This is a genomic window from Flavobacterium sp. GW823-FHT04A11, from assembly GCF_058796535.1.
In genome coordinates this window covers 4,682,671-4,704,803 of the sequence record NZ_CM179503.1, presented here as the reverse complement: position 1 = coordinate 4,704,803, position 22,133 = coordinate 4,682,671, and the positions used below count along the sequence as shown (strand labels likewise).

The 22,133-nt window shown below is 35.0% G+C and carries 17 protein-coding genes; 3 read left to right on the top strand and 14 right to left on the bottom strand.

Annotation, left to right across the window (positions count from 1 at the left end; translation table 11 throughout):
• The first annotated feature begins 80 nt into the window (after positions 1-80).
• Positions 81-575 carry a metallophosphoesterase family protein gene (locus AC3QL1_RS20075; protein WP_492493905.1) on the top strand — a complete coding sequence of 165 codons (495 nt, stop codon included), beginning with the start codon at positions 81-83 and terminating at the stop codon, positions 573-575.
• Positions 576-577: 2 nt separating this feature from the next.
• Here the strand turns inward: AC3QL1_RS20075 and AC3QL1_RS20070 are convergent, their stop codons facing one another.
• The 3 genes from AC3QL1_RS20070 to AC3QL1_RS20060 all read right to left on the bottom strand — a co-directional run bounded on the left by AC3QL1_RS20070 (position 578) and on the right by AC3QL1_RS20060 (position 2,777).
• Positions 578-1,507, bottom strand: a complete 930-nt coding sequence (locus tag AC3QL1_RS20070) for a sensor histidine kinase (protein WP_492493904.1) — start codon at positions 1,505-1,507, stop codon at positions 578-580.
• A 25-nt stretch (positions 1,508-1,532) separates the two neighbouring features.
• A complete protein-coding gene (locus AC3QL1_RS20065; RefSeq protein ID WP_492493903.1) occupies positions 1,533-2,198 on the bottom strand; it encodes a response regulator in 666 nt (221 codons plus the stop codon).
• Positions 2,199-2,360: 162 nt separating this feature from the next.
• On the bottom strand, positions 2,361-2,777 hold the full coding sequence (locus AC3QL1_RS20060) for a DUF4293 domain-containing protein (RefSeq protein WP_492493902.1): 417 nt from the start codon (positions 2,775-2,777) through the stop codon (positions 2,361-2,363).
• Between the two features lie 183 nt (positions 2,778-2,960).
• On the opposite strand from AC3QL1_RS20060, the gene rho reads away from it, so the two are divergent.
• The gene (gene rho, locus AC3QL1_RS20055) at positions 2,961-4,790 is read left to right on the top strand and encodes a transcription termination factor Rho (protein WP_492493901.1); all 1,830 of its coding nucleotides are present in this window, start codon (positions 2,961-2,963) and stop codon (positions 4,788-4,790) included.
• 304 nt (positions 4,791-5,094) lie between these two features.
• On the opposite strand, the gene AC3QL1_RS20050 is transcribed toward rho, so the two are convergent.
• The 4 genes from AC3QL1_RS20050 to AC3QL1_RS20035 form a co-directional block, all read right to left on the bottom strand.
• The gene (locus AC3QL1_RS20050; RefSeq protein WP_492493900.1) at positions 5,095-6,111 is read right to left on the bottom strand and encodes a M28 family peptidase; all 1,017 of its coding nucleotides are present in this window, start codon (positions 6,109-6,111) and stop codon (positions 5,095-5,097) included.
• Positions 6,112-6,120: 9 nt separating this feature from the next.
• Entirely contained in the window at positions 6,121-7,083 is a 963-nt protein-coding gene (locus AC3QL1_RS20045) for a DUF3667 domain-containing protein (protein WP_492493899.1), read from the bottom strand.
• A gap of 268 nt (positions 7,084-7,351) precedes the next feature.
• Positions 7,352-8,125 carry a dienelactone hydrolase family protein gene (locus AC3QL1_RS20040; protein WP_492493898.1) on the bottom strand — a complete coding sequence of 258 codons (774 nt, stop codon included), beginning with the start codon at positions 8,123-8,125 and terminating at the stop codon, positions 7,352-7,354.
• A gap of 112 nt (positions 8,126-8,237) precedes the next feature.
• On the bottom strand, positions 8,238-8,690 hold the full coding sequence (locus AC3QL1_RS20035) for an Lrp/AsnC family transcriptional regulator (protein WP_491183223.1): 453 nt from the start codon (positions 8,688-8,690) through the stop codon (positions 8,238-8,240).
• Between the two features lie 202 nt (positions 8,691-8,892).
• Between AC3QL1_RS20035 and rocD the strand changes: the two genes are divergently transcribed.
• Complete coding sequence (gene rocD, locus AC3QL1_RS20030) at positions 8,893-10,143, top strand: ornithine--oxo-acid transaminase (RefSeq protein ID WP_492493897.1); 1,251 nt, start codon at positions 8,893-8,895, stop codon at positions 10,141-10,143.
• A gap of 330 nt (positions 10,144-10,473) precedes the next feature.
• Here the strand turns inward: rocD and AC3QL1_RS20025 are convergent, their stop codons facing one another.
• From AC3QL1_RS20025 to AC3QL1_RS19995, 7 genes are all read right to left on the bottom strand, one after another.
• The gene (locus AC3QL1_RS20025) at positions 10,474-12,114 is read right to left on the bottom strand and encodes an arylsulfatase (protein ID WP_492493896.1); all 1,641 of its coding nucleotides are present in this window, start codon (positions 12,112-12,114) and stop codon (positions 10,474-10,476) included.
• 159 nt (positions 12,115-12,273) lie between these two features.
• Positions 12,274-13,536, bottom strand: a complete 1,263-nt coding sequence (locus AC3QL1_RS20020; RefSeq protein WP_492493895.1) for a YeiH family protein — start codon at positions 13,534-13,536, stop codon at positions 12,274-12,276.
• Between the two features lie 302 nt (positions 13,537-13,838).
• Positions 13,839-15,458, bottom strand: coding sequence for a sulfatase-like hydrolase/transferase (locus tag AC3QL1_RS20015; RefSeq protein ID WP_492493894.1), 1,620 nt, complete (start codon positions 15,456-15,458; stop codon positions 13,839-13,841).
• 380 nt (positions 15,459-15,838) lie between these two features.
• Positions 15,839-16,552, bottom strand: a complete 714-nt coding sequence (locus AC3QL1_RS20010) for a thioredoxin domain-containing protein (RefSeq protein WP_492493893.1) — start codon at positions 16,550-16,552, stop codon at positions 15,839-15,841.
• Between the two features lie 89 nt (positions 16,553-16,641).
• Positions 16,642-17,709 carry a sterol desaturase family protein gene (locus AC3QL1_RS20005; protein ID WP_492493892.1) on the bottom strand — a complete coding sequence of 356 codons (1,068 nt, stop codon included), beginning with the start codon at positions 17,707-17,709 and terminating at the stop codon, positions 16,642-16,644.
• Positions 17,710-18,026: 317 nt separating this feature from the next.
• Entirely contained in the window at positions 18,027-19,946 is a 1,920-nt protein-coding gene (locus AC3QL1_RS20000) for an arylsulfatase (protein ID WP_492493891.1), read from the bottom strand.
• A gap of 62 nt (positions 19,947-20,008) precedes the next feature.
• Complete coding sequence (locus AC3QL1_RS19995) at positions 20,009-21,904, bottom strand: arylsulfatase (protein WP_492493890.1); 1,896 nt, start codon at positions 21,902-21,904, stop codon at positions 20,009-20,011.
• Positions 21,905-22,133 lie beyond the last annotated feature (229 nt).

Below are 22,133 nucleotides of genomic sequence, written 5' to 3'. Positions count from 1 at the left end.
CTACAGAAAAACCTTTGTACCTTTGAACCTGCAGAAAAAAATCTCAGTATCTTAGCAACTTAGAATCTTAGCGCCTTAGAATGAAAAAAATCCTCCTCCTTTCCGATACTCACAGTCATATGGATGATGTTATTTTAAAATATGTAAATCAGGCAGATGAGGTTTGGCATGCTGGAGATATTGGTGATCTGAATGTTACGGATACGATAAAAAAACTAAAACCCTTACGTTGTGTTTATGGTAATATTGATGATGCGCAGGCAAGATTAGAATTTCCGTTGCACAATAGATTTTTATGCGAAAATGTCTCCGTTTGGATTACCCATATTGGCGGTTATCCCGGAAAATACAATCCGGCAATAAGAGAAGAAATGGCGGCTAATCCACCTAAATTATTCATTTGTGGACATTCGCATATCTTAAAAGTAATGTTCGATAAAAAAAATAATTTATTGCACATGAATCCCGGTGCAGCAGGAAAAAGCGGATTTCATCAAATGCGAACCATGCTTAGATTTGTGATTGATGATGATAAAATCAAAGATCTTGAAATCATAGAAATAGGTAAGAAATAAATTTATACAACTGGAACTTTTATTTTTATAGACGTTCCCGTACTTTCATTTGCTCTGGAAATAATCGAAAAATTGCCTTTTAGTTTTTTAATTCTGGCTTTGATTCGGTTAAGGCCAAAACCTTCCTGATTTAGTTTTTCGGTATTAAAACCTTTCCCATCATCATGTATAATAATAATTAGCCTGTTTTCTTTTTCGTGCAGTGAAATCTGGGCTTTTTTAGCGGAACTATGTTTTATAATATTATTAAAAAGTTCGCTTACAATAAAATATAACTTAATTTCAAATTTCTCATTGTATCTTTTTGTAGTAGATACGGAACTTGTAAATTCAAACTGAAGTGCTGAATTAGAATTTTTTTCACATAAATCTTCTAAAGCGTACACCAAGCCAAAACGAACTAAAAGCGCAGGAATTAATTCATGTGACATATCGCGTAATCGATCATGAGCATCTTCCAAAATAGATTTAGCTTTAAGAAGTTCCTCTGATTTTATATCATTTTGAGCAGAAAATGCATTTAAATGTAAACCAACTGATGACAATAAAGAATTGATGTTGTCATGTAAAAAAGAGGCAATTTTCTTTCTTTCATTTTCCTGGCCGTCTATTCCGGCATTAATAATGTTGAGTTGTATTTTTTGCTGAATATCTTTTTGCTTATTCTTTCGTTTTAATTTGTCATTTTGGTAAACAAAGTAAAAAAGAACCATCAGCAGGATAACGAGAACAATATAAAAACTAACTATTTTTTTATTTGCAGACTTCTGAATCTCTGATATTTCCTTTTTTTGTAGAATTGAAATATCTGTACTGACTTCAGTTTTTGATTCTTTAAAAACAGTTTCTTTTAAAGATGCCGCTTCCTGACTAAAAACAGGAATTCCGTTTAGTAGAAATAAAAGCAGTAGAAATATTCTAAAAACAGGCATAAGCAATTCGTTGGTATAAATGTATTTACGGTTTTATTAAATTGTTTTTCAGGGCATATTTCACAAGACCAATAACATTTTTTGTATTTAGTTTTTTCATGATATTTTTACGATGTGTTTCTACCGTATTAACGCTTATAAATAGTTCTTCGCTAATTTCTCTGGCGCTGTATTCCAAGGAAATCAACGTAATAATTTCAATTTCGCGTTCGCTTAATAATTGATTTTCACTGCTAAAAGTAGGTTTGTTTAATTTGGGATTGTTTTGGGTAAAGTTGGTAAAGATTTTTTCTCTGATATGTTTGTCAAAATACTCTTCATCTTTATTGACCGCTTCAATAGCTTCTATGATATTTTCTCCGGCACTTTTTTTTGTCAAATAGCCTTTTGAACCTAATTTCATTACTTCTTTAACGATTTTTAAATCATCATAACTGGAAAGAATAATTACTTTACACGGAAATCCTTTTTCATTAAATTCTTTTAAAACTTCGATTCCGTCTTTGTTAGGCATGCTAATATCCAATAATAAAATGTCGGCATTATTTTTTGTGACATCTTCATAAATAAATGTCCCTTCTAATGAATTGCCTACGACTTCAAAGTGAGAAACAGTACGTAATAAATTAGTAAGTCCGTCGATAAGTACCTGATGATCATCAGCAAGATGTATCCTTATTTTCTGTGTCATGTTTTCTTTGAATCTGGGAATCAAAATTATGAAAAATATCTTACAAATACGCTTTTCTGCCTTTGTTTTTGGGAGTTCAATAAGGTTGATGAAAATTTCAGACACAAAAAAACCCGAATTTACAATTCGGGTTCTCTTCGCACATAAATAAAGTTTATAGGTTTACCTCAAACGATCTACAGATTTTACGAGATCTTCATCCTTCTTGATGGCCTTATTAGCTAACACTAATAATACGATAGCAACAATTGGCAGAAACATCCCAATACCTTTCTCAGAAACAGCGTTAACAGTTTCTCCAGATAAATTTAGTGATCGGTATACAAATAATCCTAATAAAATTAAATTTAATATTATGTTCAGTCTGCCCATTACAAACTGATTTTGTCTTTTTTTGTATGAAATAATACTAATGATAGTAAGCATCGTGCTTAATCCTAATAGTATTGTGTATACCTGGTCTTGCATAAAGTAAAATGCTTTTCCATTATTTAATGTCCAAAGCGGAATAAAAAATAATAGAACCCCTGTTATTACAAAGGTAAGAATTAAATATACAGTCTGAATTCTTTGTATCATGATTAATAATTGTTTTACAAAAATATATTTTCTTTTTTTAAAATACTATTGTATGATAAAATTTTATTCGTATTATTGCATCATAATACCGTAAGCACTTCATACTGCGGTCAATCGAAAACAATTATCTACCTATTCTTTTTACAGTATTTCCTTTAAAATAATTAAATTCATAGAACATTCATGTTTGATATTTCTGCATTAAAAGAAATGAAGCTTTCTGAGCTTCAAGAAATAGCTAAGTTAGCTAAAACTATAAAGTTTAATGGTGTTAAAAAAGAGACTTTAATCAGTCAGATTTTAGCACATCAAGAAGCGACTGTAGCGCCGCCTGTACCTGCTGTTGCTCAGGCAGAAGTTGATGACAAACCAAAAAGAGCCAGAATTGTTCCTGAAAAAAAAGCAGCAATCAGCAAAAATGCTCCAGTTCTGGAATTTGATAAAGTAGAGGAAGTTCCTGCAAAAACAAAAGCTCCGGCGATTTCAAAGCAAAATCAAAAAAATGAGCACGCTCCTAAAGCCGAAGAACATGTAGAAAATGCAGCAGTAGAGAAAAAGGGACCAAAAATCGTAAAATTCAACAAATCAGCTTACGAGAAAAAGGTTGCATTACAAAAGGAAAAAGAAGTTGTAAAGGAAGCTGAAACTGTTTCTGACGAAATTGAAGAAACGGTTGCTCCAACTCCAACAGCCGAAAAAGCAGAAGGAAATGCTCCGGTTAAAAAGATAAATCCAAATCAGAATAAAAACCAAAATCCGAACCAAAACCCAAATCAGAATCAGAACCCAAATCAAAATGGGAATGGAAACGGAAATGTAAATGGCAACGGAAATAACGGAAATCAAAATCCAAACCATAAAAATAAAAAAAGTAATTTCAGAGATTCAGATTTTGAATTTGACGGAATTATAGAAAGTGAAGGTGTTCTTGAAATGATGCCGGACGGATACGGATTCTTACGTTCATCAGATTATAATTATTTAGCATCTCCGGATGATATTTATTTATCCACTTCACAAATTAGATTATTCGGTCTTAAAACCGGAGATACAGTAAAAGGAGTAGTTCGTCCTCCTAAAGAAGGCGAGAAGTTTTTTCCTCTTGTTCGTGTACTGAAAATTAATGGTCACGATCCACAGGTAGTTCGCGACAGAGTTTCTTTCGAACACCTGACACCGGTTTTCCCTTCAGAAAAATTCAAATTAGCCGAAAAAGGCAGTTCAGTTTCAACCCGTATTATCGATTTATTTTCTCCAATAGGAAAAGGACAGCGTGGTATGATAGTCGCACAACCAAAAACGGGTAAAACAATGTTATTAAAAGACATTGCCAACGCGATTGCAGCCAATCATCCTGAAGTTTATCTAATCGTACTTTTGATTGATGAGCGTCCTGAGGAGGTTACAGATATGCAGCGTAGTGTTCGTGGTGAAGTTATCGCTTCAACTTTTGACAGAGAACCACAAGAACACGTGAAAATTGCCAACATTGTTCTTGAAAAAGCAAAACGTTTGGTAGAATGCGGACACGATGTAGTGATTCTTTTAGATTCGATTACACGTTTGGCAAGAGCATACAATACAGTTCAGCCTGCATCAGGAAAAGTTTTAAGTGGAGGTGTTGATGCCAACGCATTACAAAAACCAAAACGTTTCTTTGGAGCGGCAAGAAATGTAGAAAACGGCGGTTCGTTAAGTATCATCGCAACTGCATTGACAGAAACAGGTTCTAAAATGGATGAGGTAATCTTTGAAGAATTTAAAGGTACCGGTAACATGGAGCTTCAATTGGATCGTAAAATCGCTAACAAACGTATTTTCCCTGCAATCGATCTTACGTCTTCAAGTACACGTCGTGATGATTTATTATTAGACGAAAAAACATTACAAAGAATGTGGATCATGCGTAAATATCTATCCGATATGAACCCTGTAGAATCTATGGATTTTGTAAACGATCGTTTCAAGAAAACTAAAAACAACGAAGAGTTTTTGATTTCTATGAATGACTAAAAAAGGGACAAAGGTTCAAAGTTACAAAGGTTCTGAGGTTTTCTTTCGGGATCTATAAATATAAAAAAAGGGATAAGTTTTAAACTTATCCCTTTTTTGGTTTTGCATTGATTTAATAGTTCATATTTAAACTATAGCCCACGGTTTCAACCGTGTGGGGTTGCATGTCAACAAATATTGTGTCCCCACGGTTGAAACCGTGGGCTATAAAATCTTAGAATCTTAGAACCTTAGAACCTTAGAAACTCAGAATCTTAGCATCTAAAGAAAACCTTTGAACCTTTGCAACTTTGAGCCTTTGAACCTATTTCTTATCAACTACAGGTCTGTTTTCTCTGTTAGCCAATTCCCAGGCAACAACAAATGCCAGTTGTGCTCTTTTTGTTAAAGCGTCGTATTCGATTTTTTGAGGTTCGTCGCCTTTTTGGTGGTAATCTTCGTGAACTCCGTTGAAGAAGAAAACTGCCGGAATACCATGTTTTGCAAAGTTGTAATGATCAGAACGCTCATAGAAATGATTTGGATCTTTAGGATCATTAAATTTGAAGTCAAGATTTAATTTCGAATATTTTTCGTTTTCAGAAACTACAATATTGTGTAAATCAGATGATAATCTGTCGGCACCAATTACGTACACATAATTGTTTGTATTAGCATGTTCTACATCACGACGGCCAATCATATCAATATTGATATCGGTAATCGTGTTCGCGATTGGAAACAATGGATTTTCAGAATAATAACGAGAACCGTGCAATCCGTGTTCTTCACCAGTTACGTGTAAAAACAAGATAGAACGTTTAGGTCCGTGTCCGTCTTTTTTAGCTTTTGCAAATGCTTTAGCAATTTCCATTACAGCAACTGTTCCGGAACCGTCATCATCAGCTCCGTTATAAATTTCTCCGTTTTTAATACCAACGTGATCATAATGAGCTGAAATTACTAAAACTTCATCCGGTTTTTCAGAACCTTCTATGTATGCCCAGATATTTTCTGAATCAGGTAAATTTTCATTACGTCTTGCATTCAAAAAGGCTGCAGGAACTGTCTGATAGTAATCTTTTGCTCCTTTAGGAAAGGAAATATTATTTTTTTTGTATTGCTCGATCATGTAAAGACCCGCTTTTTTCTGGCCTTTTGAACCAGTTTCGCGACCTTCCATTTCATCAGAAGCAATCACATATAACATCTTTTTTAAATCTTTTTGGGTAATAACATTCATGTATTTGGTTGGATCTGAATTATCCTTCGATACAACCGACTGCGCATTTTTACATGAAAACGCAGAAGCAATTAATAATAGAACTACTAGTTTTTTCATTTAAGGGGTTTAGTGTAAATTAATAAATATGTAAAAAACATAAAAAGTTAGTAAAAATACAATAAAAAAGGAGTTTATAAAGAATAGGAATACACTTTTAATAAACGAAACAATTCTGCTTTCTCCGTAAAAACGATGGTGCGCAGGATAAAAATAATAACACAGCCATACAATGCCAACAAAATTTATAATATCAGCTATAAAAGATATTGGACTAATAGCTCCAATTGTTTTGTTGACAAGAAATAAAATGAGAAATATTAAAAGCAAAAACGAAAAATAATGTAGCGTAAATATCCCGTGATCAAAGTAATACCATTTCTTTTTATCGTGGAATATCCATAAAAAGAAAGCAAAGAAAGGCATTATGATGAATAATATTTTAGGAATATTATGAACGAATGATTCAATGAACTTTTCTATAATTTGCGCCTTGGTATTGTTTTCTGTAACATGTACCACTTTTTCATAAACCCAGTATTCAAAATCGGTATATTTTTCATCCGGTTTTCCGTATTTCTGAATGGAGTCGATTTCTTTCATGGGCTGTAATTCAAAATAGGTGTCTTGTTTTAAAAATTTTACGCCTTTTTTATTCTGTTTTACAAGATTTGTGGTAATCTCTTTTTCGCTTTTTTGCAGGTTTTCAGTTACGTGAGAAGGAAACATGGCAATTAAAAGAAACGTAACAAAACTGATGAAGATATAAAGGCGAACCGGCGCCAGATATGACAATCTTTTTCCTGAAAGATATTCTTTAGTTAAGGTAGAAGGTTTAAAAAGTAAATTTTTAATCGTCTTCCAAAAAGCATTTTCATAATGTGTTAAATCTTCAAAAAAGTGAATAAACAAATGATGAAAGGTCTTTCGGCTGTCTGTATTTTCCTGTCCGCAATTCGGGCAAAATCTTTGTTCGACAACGTGCCTGCAGTTCAGGCAGGTTTTATCTTTTCTAATTGGACTATGTGACATTGGTAATTTAGTGGGTTTTTGGTTTAGTTTATTTTTTGCCCGCGGATGTTACGGATTTAAATGGGTTTGCGTTGGTTTCTTTTTTGCCACAAATTTCACAAATTAGCACGAATTTTAATTTAATAAAATCAGCGATAATCTGTTTAATTAGCATAAATCTGCGAGCCTTTTTTTGCCACAAATTTCACAAATTAACACGAATTTTAATTTAATAAAATCAGCGTAAATCCGTTTAATCCGCGTCATCCGCGTGCTATTTCTTAAATCGTTATTTTTTCAATACTTCATTTAAAAAAAGCTGTAAATGTTCAAAAGATCTTTTTGCAGCAACAGGATTATAAGCAGCACCTTTTGAATTATCATTTCCGGCCTCCGGATTTGTAAACGAGTGTACGGCATTTGCATAATAAATCATTTGCCAATCTGCTTTTGCGTCACGCATTTCTTGTTGAAAAGCAGTAATTTCTTCCTTAGATTCATACGGATCATCCGCACCATGACAAACCAAAACTTTGGCAGTAATTGGTTCGACAGCACGAGCAGCATCTTTTCCTAAACCTCCGTGAAATGAAACAACACCTTTTACATTCAAATGTCCGCGGGCAGCTTCAAGAACTCCCGTTCCTCCAAAACAATATCCAATAGCTACAATATTATCCGCATTTGCTCCGGATTTCACTAATTCCTGCAAAGCTGATTTGATTCTTTTTTGATAAATTTCGAAGTTGGTTTTGTAATAACCCGCTAGTTTTCCGGCTTCAGTTGTGTTTTTTGGATAATTTCCTTCGCCATAAATATCAGCGATAAAAACATGATAGCCCAATTTTGATAATTCTTCGGCGATTCCTTTAGAAGCATTATCGATTCCCAGCCACGCCGGTAAAAGTAAGATGCCCGGATTGCTGCTGCTTTTTTTGGCCGCTTTTATAAATAAGCCATTTAATGCCTGATTTCCATCAGCATATTTTACGGGTTTTAATTGCGCATTTATAGTGTTAGAAAACAGTATAATAGTTAGTAATAGAATAGTGGTATTTTTCATAATTTTGACAATTTTGAACAAATATCAGAAATATTATGCTACAAAAAAACCTCAGAAGAATTTTCTTTTGAGGTTTGTATTTTTCAAATTAAACGAAGGGAATTATTACATTTTATAAAGAAATATTCCTTTTAAATGCGCATCCTAATTCTATCATAGAATCCGTTTTGGCGATTCCGGGAATGTTATCGATTTTTTCGTATAATATCTTACGCATGTGTTCGTGATTTTTTGCCGTAATTTTTAAATACAGCGTAAACGAACCCGTAACAAAATAGCATTCTGTAATTTCCGGAATCTCTTTTAAAGCTTCAATAATTCGCTCCGAATCGGAATCTTTGTTAAGCGTAATTCCGGTAAACGAAGCCCAGTCGTACCCGATTTGTTTTTCGTTTAAAATAGGTTTGATCCCTGTAATTATGCCTTGTTCAAACAAACGGTTAATACGCTGATGCACCATTGTATTAGAGATTTTTAAATTAGTAGCAATCGTCGAATAGGCAATTCGTCCGTCTTTTTCTAATTCTTTGATAATCTTTATGTCAAATTCATCTAAAATATCCATGCAATTATTTTTTACGTTGTAATTTACTGTAAATATAAAAATAAGTCTGATTTGATCTTTATTCCCAAATGATAAAATGACTTTTTATTCAGTAAAAATAAGTCACATTTATTTTATATCGCTTATTTAGAAGTTAAAAGTTGTGTTTTATTCGCGGTAAATAAATAAATTTTATATTTTTGTTTAAATAAAAAGAAACATTATGTCACATACACAAGAAGTTCTTTCGACTAAATCGGAAGTTTTGATAGAAAAAGAGAATAAATACGGAGCTCATAATTACCATCCGCTTCCGGTAGTTTTAGAAAGAGGAGAAGGTGTATATGTCTGGGATGTTGACGGAAAAAAATATTATGATTTTCTTTCTGCTTATTCAGCCGTAAATCAGGGACATTGCCATCCAAAAATTGTAAAAGCAATGATGGATCAGGCGCAAAAACTGACTTTGACTTCAAGAGCTTTTTACAATGACAAACTAGGAAACTACGAAGAATTTGTAACCAATTATTTTGGTTTTGATAAAGTATTGCCAATGAATACTGGGGCTGAAGCGGTTGAAACTGCTTTAAAACTTTGTAGAAAATGGGCGTATGAAGTAAAAGGAATTCATGAAAATCTGGCTCAGATTATTGTTTGCGAAAATAATTTTCATGGAAGAACGACAACCATTATTTCATTTTCGAATGATGAAAGTGCCCGTAAAAACTTCGGTCCTTTTACAGATGGATTTATAAAAATTGAATACGATAATCTTGAAGCTCTTGAAAAAGCTTTGGAATCATCAAAAAATATTGCCGGATTTTTGGTAGAACCAATTCAGGGTGAAGCCGGAGTTTATGTTCCTTCTGAAGGATATTTGGCGAAAGCAAAAGCACTTTGCGAGAAACATAATGTTCTGTTTATTGCAGATGAGGTTCAAACAGGAATTGCACGTACCGGAAAATTATTAGCCGTACATCATGAAAATGTGCAGCCTGATATTTTAATTTTAGGAAAAGCGATTTCTGGCGGAGTTTATCCGGTTTCGGCAGTTTTGGCGAATAATGAAATCATTAATGTAATAAAACCGGGTCAGCATGGATCTACTTTTGGAGGAAATCCTGTTGCGGCAGCTGTTGCAATTGCAGCTCTTGAAGTGGTAAAGGAAGAAAAACTTGCCGAAAATGCAGAACGTTTGGGAATCATTCTAAGAAAAGGATTAAACGAAATTGCAGAACGTAACGACTTAATCACTTTAGTTAGAGGGAAAGGTTTACTAAACGCCATTGTAATTAATTGTGGTGAAGATTCTGATCTGGCCTGGGAAATTTGCCTTAAATTCAGAGACAACGGATTATTGGCAAAACCAACTCACGGTAACAAAATCAGACTGGCGCCGCCATTGGTTATGACAGAAACTCAAATTGCAGAATGTCTTGAAATTATCGAGAAATCTTTGAATGATTTTAGATAAAAAATCAAGTTTCTAATTTCATAATTTAGGAAATGTGTATGACAAAAGCATTTATATAATCCCTACGGGATATTTTATCTTTGGGATCTATAATTTTGCTACCAACATTTAAATCCTAACGGATTATTTTTCTATAAGCTTTTGTTATTAGTAAATCGTTAATAATATATCTCGGAGAGATTATATATTGGTAGTAAAACAGTTAAAATCAAAAAATGTCCCGTAGGGACTACACTTTATTCATAATTCAACTTACTTTATTAAATAAAAAAGCGTTCGCCACAGCGAACGCTTTTTCGTTATAATTACCTAAAATATCAAAAAAAGTAATTATTTCTTCAGAGCCGCGCCACCTGGCATTGTCTCTGGTTTTAGTTTGAATTTACTGTATTCTACAACACCCGTTCTATCGGCCCAGTCAAAATAAGAAGCCGAAAGTTTATTTACGATTGCGGGATTTTGCTGTGCTACATTTGTAGTTTCACCTCTGTCAGTTTCGATATTGTAAAGTTCCCATTCATAAGAAGGGTATATGGAAACCAATTTCCATTTTCCGTCACGAACCGCTCTGTTTCCTGCTCTTTCCCAAAATAATGGTGCACCTCTTTCTACCTGCGAAACATTATCAAATAAAACAGGCAATAAGCTCTTTCCAACCAAAGGATTTGTGGTCACACCATTATATTCTTTGGGATATTCAATTCCGGCCAATTCATAAAAAGTAGGAGCGAGGTCAATAATATGTCCCGTTCCTTTATCAATGCGATCTGCTTTTATTTTTGAGGGAAACCACGCAATAAACGGCGAGCTAAAACCGCCTTCGTGCATATTGTTTTTATATTGCTGCAGCGGAGTATTAGACAAATACGCCCAGTTTTGTTCCTGATAATCAAAAGATCCTGAGGTTCCAACAGGCCCGTCGTTTCGAACCAGACCTCTTCCTAATGGATTGTAAGTATTAAAACCACCTTGTGCGCCATTGTCTGAAATGAAAATAATCAAAGTGTTTTTGTCTTTTTTCAAGGCTTTTAATTTCTCTAAAACCTTACCAACATTTTGATCCATATTATCGACCATTGCGGCGTAAACTTCCATTTTGGCTTTCCAGAATTGTTTTTCGTCATACGTCAGTTTACTCCATTCCGGAACTTCAGGATCTCTTGGAGAAACAGTTTGATTGGCTTGTAAAATCCCGCTTTCTTTTAGTTTCTGAATTCTTTTTTCTCTTAGAACATCCCAGCCTTCATCAAATTTTCCTCTGTATTTTGCAATGTCAACCGGTTTTGCCTGCAAAGGCCAGTGTGGCGCGGTAAAAGCCAGATACAAAAAGAACGGTTTGTTTTCCTTATTCTGTTCATCCAAAAAAGTAACTGCATTATTCCCAATTTCATCCGTGAAATAATACGAATCATCTTTTGGATGTAATTCTTCATTATTACGAAGTAGTTTTACCGGATAAGGCGTTTTCCCGAAAGGCAAACCTTTGGTATCAAAATAATTCGAAGCGCCTTTTAGAATTCCATAAAACTTATCAAAACCTCTCTGGTTTGGCCACTGCGCCTGATCTTCAGAACCTACGTGCCATTTTCCGGATAAGATTGTGCTGTAACCTCCGGAACGGAAAACTTCGCCCAAAGTCAAAGATTCTTTGTTTAAATATCCCTGATACGCCGGCAACCCCAAATTAACATCAAAAAAACCGACTCCAGCTTTATGCTGATATTGTCCGGTTAGTAAAGAAGCTCTTGTTGGCGCACAAATCGAATTGTTATAAAATTCGCGCAGGCGTAAACCTTCATGAGCGAGTTTATCAAGATTTGGCGTCTTGATTTCGGAACCATAATTTCCTAAATCAGAATAACCCATATCATCAACCATAATCAAAATGATATTGGGTTTTGTGTTATTTTGTGAATGACCTAAAATGCTAAAAGCTAATAATAGGTTTAATGTAATAAGTGTTTTTTTCATTATAATTGATATTTTAATTTGTCGAAAATGATTGGGTTTATCTTTGTCAAAGTTTAAAACTTTGACAAAGGTTTATGCGTAAAGTCATTGCGAGGAACGAAGCAACCTCACTAACAATTACACACAGCGTTTGACTTTGCAAATGTGACAAAGCTTGTATTACTTACTAAACAATAAAAAAGCAATAATCAACGTCACAATCACATTAAATAATTGCGCGATTAGAAAAGCATACAAAGGTTTTTTGCTGTTATTACTAAATAAATCCTTAAAATTAGTTTCAAGACCAATGCTTGTAAAAGCCAATGCAAACCAAATTCCCTGCAGGTTTTTTAAACTGTCTTTTACCTGATCCCGAACTTCCGGAGCGATTAAAAAAGAAAAAACCAGTGAAGCAGCAATAAAGCCAATTACAAATTTCGGAAAACGTTCCCAAATCACGCTTAGTGTTGGTTTTGACGCTACAGCTTCATCTGATTTGTTGTGTGTATACGTCCAATAAACCGAGATTGCGAAAGCAGCTAATCCTAATAAAACATTTTGCGAGAACTTTACAATTGTACTAATTTTCAAGGCTGTTTCGCCAACTAAAGTTCCGGAAGCTACCACTGCGCCGGATGTATCGATACTTCCGCCAAGCCAGGCGCCTGTTACTTCTTCGGGAAAATTGAAATATTTAGCAATTATCGGCATAAAAATCATCATGGGAATTGCCGTTACCAAAACCATTGAAATAACATACGATAGTTTTTTTGAATCGCCTTTAATAGCGCCCGAAGTTGCAATGGCAGCCGAAACTCCGCAAATAGAAACCGCACTCGAAATCATCATCGTTAATTCGTCATCAACTTTTAATTTTCGGCAAAGCCAAAAAGCAAAATACCAAACCGATAATACTACGACCAAAGCCTGAAATAATCCTAATAAACCCGCTTTTAAGATGTCTGAAAAAATAACGCTTGTTCCTAATAAAACCAATCCAATTTTTACAAATACTTCTGTAGAAAGTTCCTGACGAAACCATTCCGGAAGTTTAAATAAATTTCCAATAGCCAAACCGATAATCAGACTAAAAATAACGGCTTCAAGATTAATGGATTTTATTGCCGAATTTCCGGCCAGAATAAGTGCAATAAGCGTTAACAAAAAAACAATCGGAAAAGTAAAAAAAAAATATTTTACAGATTTTCCAATTAAAAATATGCCCAGTGTTCCAATGAAAAGAAGGTATAAAAACTGAATTAAAAGAATTTTCAGGTTTTCTAGATCGAAGATTTTCGTTTTTAAATCGTCATTGTTTGACCAGCCGAACACAGGAACTTCAGGAAGAAAAACAAACAGCGAAATCCCGATGATTATAAATCCGAGAATTACGACAGTCCAGTCTTCATGTATCTTAAATTGTTTTGAGTTAGTTGACATTTTATGTTTGTTTCCTGCAAGGTTTCCAAAACCTTGTAGGTATTATTAATTAGGCTTTTAAATGTACACCTACAAGGTTTTGGAAATCTTACAGGTGTAAAAAAGAATTGAATTGCCTCCAGCTTTAGCTGGTGGTAACTATTTTGTGATTGATATTGGCTTTAGCCGAATCTTTATTTTGGCTAAAGCCTGTAACTTTTATCAATTTTAAAACTCCAGCTAAAGCTGGAGGCAATTTATTTATCTTCTGAATTAAACCCGACAGGTTTAAAACCTGTCGGGTTTTTATAAAAATATTATGATTACAAATCGACAAAGTATTTTTGTTTACCAAAATCAAATTCATAATAAGTCAAATTTGGCCATAAAGGTTTTACAAGACCTTTCTCCCAGTTTTGCAAAGCCGCGTGAAGTTCTTTTACTTTTGCCGGATTTTTTTGAGCAAGATCTGTAGTTTCAGATTTGTCGTTTGCCAGATTATAAAGCCATTCCTGATGTGTTTTTCCACTGATGATTAATTTCCAATCACCGCTTCTGATGGCTTTTGCATCGCCGGAACGCCAGTATAAATTTTTGTGCGCTTCCTTATTATCGTTTACGGTTGAAATTAAATCAACACCATCATAAACCCTGTCTTTTGGTAAACCGGAATGCGTAACTGCTGCAATCGTACTAAAAATATCCAATGAACTTACCGGAGTTTTATAGACAGTATGCGGTTTGATTTTTCCTTTCCACGAAAGTGCAAACGGAACATTAATTCCGCCTTCAAAATGAGAAAATTTACCGCCTTTTAAAGGTGCATTTGTGGTCGCAAACGTGTAATCGGCACCGCCATTATCACTGGCAAAAATGATTAAGGTATTTTCTTCCAGACCTTCTTTTTTTACTTTGGCAACAATTCTTCCAATCGCATCATCAAGCGCGCTGATCATGGCAAAATAAACACGTTTGTTTTCGTCTTTTACATTCGGGAAACGGTCGTAATATTTTTTGCGAACCTGAAAAGGCGTGTGTGGCGCATTAAACGGAACATAAAGTAAAAATGGTTTGGTTTTATTTTTGTCGATAAAAGCTTCTGCTTCATCAGCAAAAGTTTCGGTCAAATAGGCTTTGTCTTTGATGATCGTTGTATCGCGGCGAATTTGCCCAATTCCAACACGGCCATTTCCCCAAATCGTTTTATCGGTAAAATCTTTATGATGATGGTTGATAATATCCGGATTATCATCTTCGGGCGTGTAAAGCGAAAATGCCTGATAAAATCCGTAATGATAATCAAAACCTCTATCCAGCGGAAAAAATCCTTTGTTATGTCCCAAATGCCATTTTCCGATAATGGCGGTTGCGTAACCTTGTTTTTTGGCTAAATCTGCAAAAGTAATTTCAGATTGTGGCAAACCCTGCGTCGCAATTGAAGCTTCATTTGGATATTCAATTTTGTCATTTATTCGCCAACTATTGGTGTTAATTAAATATTTGAAACCATAATATTCTAAGTTATTTTTCGGATATCGGTCTCCGGGCTGATATTCATGACCAAAACGTTCCTGATAACGACCCGTTAACAAACCCGCGCGCGACGGCGAACAAATAGAAGACGAAACATAGCCATCTGTAAACGTAACTCCGGAAGCTGCCAGAGAATCAATTTGCGGCGTTGGTGTCGATTTTCCTCCATATAACGAAATATCATATTTGCCTAAATCATCTGCAAGAAGAATGATAATATTAGGTTTTTTTTCTGAAGATTTTGAGGTGTCTTTTTGGGCAAGAAATGCTGCTTTTCCGTCGACTAATTTTTGATTGGGTTTTATTAAATTTCCATTGGTATTAATGGGCCAGAATAAAAATGCTGCCAGAATAAGAAGCACGATTAAAATGGATATTACAATTTTGGTTATTTTTTTATATACTGCCATTGGGTTAGTTTATTTTTTTTTGGAATTGAGGTTTTATGGTTTAAGTAGTTCAATTTCTTCTAAATTTTCGGCAAGATTTGTCATTTCGATTTCTATGAGTAAAATATTTTTCAGGAGCTAATCCCGCTATCCGTTCTAATCTTTTGTTCCGCTAAAGCTCCACAAAAGGATTTCCACTTCTATCGGGGCTAGGTCAATTTTCATAAGAATATTTTCGTGTAGTTTGTCATTTCGATGTAAGGAGACTCGAGCGATAGCGAACAGACGAAGTAAATCACATCCGGAGAGCGACGTACTTTGTATTTTTACTTTATGTGATTTCTCCTTCGAAATGAGAAAAGGCATGAATTTCTTGCAGATTTGTAAAACAAATCATTAATTTATTTTGAAGCCAAAGCGACATCTACATCGCTTTTAAGATTTCCTAAACCATCTTTTTTGAAAATAATTTTTCCATTTTGGTATAAAATCAAAGTAGGGAAGACCTTTACTGTTTTTAAATCGGCAATAACCTGAGGGTTTTCTTCCAATTCGATCTGAACAATTTTTAGTTTTTCGCCATATTGAGTTCTGATGTCTTCTAAAATTGGTTTTACGGTTTTGCAGGTCGCGCAATATTTTGATCCGATATCTACCAAAACAAACTGATTATCGGCAATTATTTTTTTGTATTCCGGCAAGGTTAATTTACTTTTTAAATTGGTGTAGAAAGGTTTTCCGCCGCCAATCCAGCTTGCGATTCCGCCTTCTAAAATATAGACTTCAGTAAAGCCTCTTTTTGATAATTCAGTTGATAAAAGACCGCTTCTGTAGGCGGCAATCGAATAAATAAATACGGGTTCTGACGGATTTAAAGCCGCAACTTGTTTTTCAAAATCTTCTGATTTAGTATTGAAATTCACTGCGCTTTCAATATGATTCAAGGCAAATTCATCAGCGCCACGGGCATCGATTATCTGTGGATTTTTTTGACTTTTGATTTTAGCATAAAAAGCATCTAATAATATATTGGCACTGTTTCCTTGTGAAAAACCGACAATTGTAAAGAGTAATATCAGGGTTGTAATACTGTTTTTGAGTATTTTATTTTTCATGATTTATGGTTTTTGCATAAGTTTGGCAGTGTATTCAGGAATAATTCTGAATGCACTGCCAATTCTTATTTGATTTATTTTATCTGGTTTTATACCTGAGCCGGTTCGTCGTAATAAACCGGACTTGCAGCAACAACTGGTTCTGCTTTTGGTTTTAAGGGAACTGATAAAACACCTTCTGCCAAAGCACTTCCTTCTTTTTTAGATTTAAATATTGGCCACAAAAACTGAGCGTACCATTCTTCTTGTTTGTATGATTTCATTCCGTAAGATTCCGGGAATTTACGGGTAATTAAGCCTGTTCCAAAAATCACATCCCAGATAAAAAACATGTTTCCGAAGTTGCCTTTAAAATGTCCAACACCGTCTCCGCTTGTATCTGCGTGATGTGCGTGATGCGTTGCCGGAGTAGAAATCAAACGTTCTAAAACCCATGCAATTGGATGTAAAACTCTGTATTTATAGAACGGTTTGTCCCACGCAATGCTGGAGTGCGCGCCCAAAGTGATGAAACTTTTGATAACCAAAACAAAAAGTGCCGGTAAACCTAAACCTAGATAAGTTAAAGTTGCAGTCAAATAAATTTGAGAAAAGAGAACCGTATAAATAAAGTTTTGTCTTGAAGCCATCGCCATTCCCATATACGGAGCTGAGTGATGTGTTCTGTGAAAACGCCATAAAAACGGAACCTGATGGTGCAAACGGTGGTACCAGTATTGTGTTAAATCATCGGCAATTGCAATAAGGAAAAAACCTCCCCAAAACGGAACCCATGAAAGTGAATTGGCCAAATTTGGAATTAAATATGGTAAAGCTGTTAAGCTGAAAAAAGCGATTACCGGAGGCAAAAGCAATTTTGGCGCTAAGAAACAAATGATGTCAATTTTACGTTCTTCGCCCGTCCATTCATCATCGTATAATCCTGCAGCAAATTCTATCGCTCCTAAAACAAGCATAAAAACAATTAATCCCCAGGTTCTGATGTGCTCGAATGCAGGTTTTGCAAATTCTAAAAATGATGGTAATGCAATATGTGATTCTGCAACAACACCATTTGTTAATTTAAAATAAAGGAAAATTGCGATTACAGGTAAGCTGTATATTAAAAGACTAATACTTAAATCTCTTGTCAGTTTTTCTTTTTGAACTATTGCCATGGTTTCTTATTTTAAAAATTGATTAATTAATGCTAAACCACCTGCTAAAATCGCCAGTGGAACTAAAAATACAATTGCCCCAACGACAATTTTTTTTCCGATAATTTCATAGTCTACTCGTTTCATTATCATGTGTTTTATGTTATTATTTTATTTTTTTTTCGGTAGTAGTATGACAAAAATAAAAATAAATTCTTTTAACTCTATAGATTTAGTAGAATATATTTTATATTTTTTGATAAATTTTGTTACATAAATTTTTTTAACTTAATCTTTCAAAGTTTTCAAAACCTTGAAAGATTAAGTTGATTATAATTTTAGTTTGTGCTTCCGGCTGGTTTATTGGCCTGACGAATTAATTCCTGAAGATTTTTTCCTTTATCAGCTCCGGTATTGTGTATTCTTCTGCTAAATACATCCTGCCAGTCAATTAGCGGATAAACATTATTTTCTTTTGCCTGCTCATCAAACAATTTTTGAAGTTCGGCTAACTTTTCAGGATATTTTTTTGCAAGATTATTTCTTTCGTTAAAATCTTCGTTTAAGTTGTACAACTCCCAAACATCAGCATCAAAATTACTTGGTGCCGGTTTTTCGTTTTTACCTAAATTGTTTTTCAAAGCAAAAGAATCCGGAAGATGTGCCGCCGCAGCTTTCCATCCATCTTTGTAAATTGCTCTGTTTCCAAAAATGTAATAGTATTGAACTTTGTGCAATGACTCCGCTTTTGCATCATTCAAAGAAGCATAAAATGTAGAACCCTGAATTTTGTCCTGTTTGATTTCACGAATCGTTTCCGGAGCTTTAATTCCTGCAATATCCAATGTCGTTGGTAATAAATCGGTTACGTGGCTGTATTGATTTCTGATGCCGCCTTTTTCCTTAATTCCTTTTGGATAATAAACAATCAGCGGATTGCGGGTTCCTCCTTCAGAATGTGCATCTTGTTTCCAGTTTTTGAAAGGTGCATTTGTAGCCTGCGCCCAACCTAAAGGAAAGTTGGTATTCAAACCTTTTGCAGTTCCGATTTCGCCAATATTATTTAAATTATTCTGAAGATTTTGCTCGTCAGAAACTCCCTGAGAAAATAAACTTTGGTTGATTGTACCTTGTGTTGTTCCTTCTTTACTGGCTCCGTTATCACCAATGGCAACAAAAATCAACGTGTTTTCTAATTGATTTGTTTCTTTTAAATAATTAACAACACGTCCAATTTCATAATCTGTGTAGGTAAGATATCCGGCGTATACTTCCATGAAACGCGTATAAACTTTCTTTTCATCCGGCGTTAATTTTTTCCAGTCTGCAATCAACGGATTGCGTTCCGGTAAAACGGCATTGGCCGGAATTACGCCTAGTTTCTTTTGGTTAGCCAATACTTTTTCGCGGTAAACATCCCAGCCTTCATCAAATTTTCCTTTATATTGATCGCTCCATTTTTCTTCTACCTGATGAGGTGCGTGAACCGCTCCCGGCGCGTAGTACAAAAAGAAAGGTTTGTTTGGCGCCGCTTTGTGTTGGTTTTTAATATATGCAATCGCTTTATCTGTAATCTGATCTGTTAAGTGGCGGCCGTCTGGCGTAACGTGTGCATTATCTTCTACTAAATCCGGTTTGTACTGATCTGTTTGAGACCCTAAGAAACCAAAAAAATGTTCAAATCCTTTTCCTGTTGGCCATCTGTCAAACGGACCAGCATCTGAAGCTTCTTCATCTGGTGTTAAACCGTATTTACCAACGGCAAAAGTGTTATATCCTTTGTCACGTAAAATCTCGGCAATTGTTCCTTTATCAGATGGAATTCTGCCATCCCAACCCGGAAATCCTGCAGATAAAACCGTGTGAGAGAAACCGCTAACGTGTACTTTTCCTGAATTTCTTCCGGTTAATAAAGCGGCGCGGGTAGGGGCGCAAATAGCTGTTGTATGAAAATTAGTGTAGCGCAAACCATTATTGGCCAGTTCATCAAAAGTTGGTGTCTGGATCAAACCTCCAAAAGAACTTGAAGCTCCAAAACCAACATCGTCTAATAAAATCCAAACAATATTTGGCGCACCTTGCGGAGCTTTTACAGGTTCAGGCCAATATTCTTTAGAATCGGCTAAGGTTTTACCGATAACACCTTTAAATTCTTCCGGCTTCTCTTGTGCAAAGCCCAGTTGTGCTACTAGCAATGCAGTAATCAAAAGTCCCTTTTGCGGACTTTTGATTTTTGAGTTAATTTTAATTTTTTTCATTATTTCTTTTTTTTAAAATTTTGTTTGTCTATGGATTTAATAGGATTTTAAAATAAATTTTTTTATTTGTTTGCCTTAGTTAAAAGTTCCTGAGCTGATTTGCCTTCGGTAGCTGGCGTTTTGTGTATTTTTCTCAGGTAAACATCCTGCCAGTCTATTAAAGGATAGAGGTTGTTTTTCTTTGCTTGCTGGTCGAAGAGTTTTTTAAGTTCGGCTACTTTTTCCGGGTATTTTTTAGCCAGATCTTTTCTTTCGTTGAAATCTTCGTTAATGTTGTACAATTCCCAAACATCTTTGTCAAAATCGCTTGGTGGAAGATTTACCTTGTTATTCAAAGCTTCTTTTACTTCAATTGAATTGGGATGATGCGCCGCAGCTGCTTTCCATCCATCGTTGTAAATCGCTCTTGAACCAAAGATGTAATAGTGTTGAATTTTATGAGCCGATATTGCTTTTGCATCATTCAAAGAATTGTAAAACGAATATCCCTGAATCGTATCCTGCTTAATTTCTCTGATAGATTCCGGTGCTTTAACGCCCAGAATATCAAGTGTTGTTGGCAAAATATCAATGACATGGCTGTATTGCGTTCTGATTCCCGGAGTTTTAATTCCCTTTGGATAATAAACAATCAACGGGTTGTGTGTTCCTCCTTCAGAATTGGCATCTTGTTTCCAATATTTGAAAGGCGTATTTGTTGCTTGTGCCCAACCCAAAGGATAATTACCATAGGTTTGAGGCGTTCCAATTTCGCCAATTCGGTTTAAGTTATTTTGGAAAACTTTTTCTTCTGTATCTCCATTTACATAGGTTAGTCTGTCAACAGTACCTTGAAGTGTTCCTTCTTTACTGGCTCCGTTATCACCAATTAGAACAAAAACTACCGTATTTTCCAATTGATTGCTTTCTTTTAAATAATTAACCAGTCTTCCAATTTCATAATCGGTATACGTTAGATATCCGGCGTATACTTCCATGAATTTTGAATATACTTTCTTTTGATCCGGTGTTAATTTTTTCCAGTCTGTAATAGTCGAATTACGGTCCGGTAAAACCGCATCAGCAGGAACAACTCCTAATTTCTTTTGATTTGCCAATGTTTTTTCGCGGTAAGCATCCCAGCCATCATCAAATTTTCCTTTATAGGGATCGCTCCATTTTTGAGCAACCTGATGAGGCGCGTGAACGGCTGCCGGAGAATAGTATAAAAAGAATGGTTTTCCCGGAGCTGCCTTTTGCTGTTTTTGAATGTAAGTAATCGCTTTATCTGTAATTTGTTCGCTAAGATGTCTTCCGTCAGGCGTAATATGCGCTTGATCTTCAATTAAATCAGGTTTGTACTGATCGGTCGCTGAACCTAAGAATCCAAAGAAATGTTCAAATCCTTTTCCGGTTGGCCAATGGTCAAAAGGTCCTGCATCTGTAGCTTCTTCATCAGGCGTTACGCCATATTTACCTACGCCAAAAGTATTGTATCCTTTATCGCGTAAAATCTCGGCAACGGTTCCGTTTTTAGAGGGTAATCTACCGTCCCAACCCGGAAATCCTGCCGACATTATGGTATGAGAAAATCCTCCAACATGCACTTTATGCGAATTGCTTCCGGTCAATAAAGCCGAACGGGTAGGGGCACAAATGGCTGTTGTATGAAAATTGGTATATCGCAATCCGTTGTTGGCCAAACTTTCTAAAACAGGAGTTTCGATTAAACCTCCAAAAGCGCTTGAAGCTCCATATCCCACATCGTCAAGAATAATCCAAACCACATTTGGTGCACCTTTTGGAGCCGTAACGGGTTCCGGCCAATATTCTTTAGAATCGGCTAAGGTTTTACCAATCACACCTTTAAATTCTTCCGGTTTTGTTTGTGCAAAACCTAACTGCGCAACAAGTAATGCAGTAACTAAAAGTCCTTTTTGCGGACTTTTGACTGCAATGTTATTTTTAAACTTTTTCATTAGATTAAATTTTTATTTAATTAATAATAGAATTTCTGTAATCAACCCGTTGGGTGTAATGCATAAAAAAATAATTAAACACATAGAAACATAGATTTTATGTTTTTGAAAAAGAGTAAATCAAAACGAAACTTGTTTCTTACACATAGCTATGTGTATTAATGCAAGTGAAACGCCTTTTTTTGAGTTCAATAATTCTATGTTTCTATGTGTTAAAATAATTACAGCC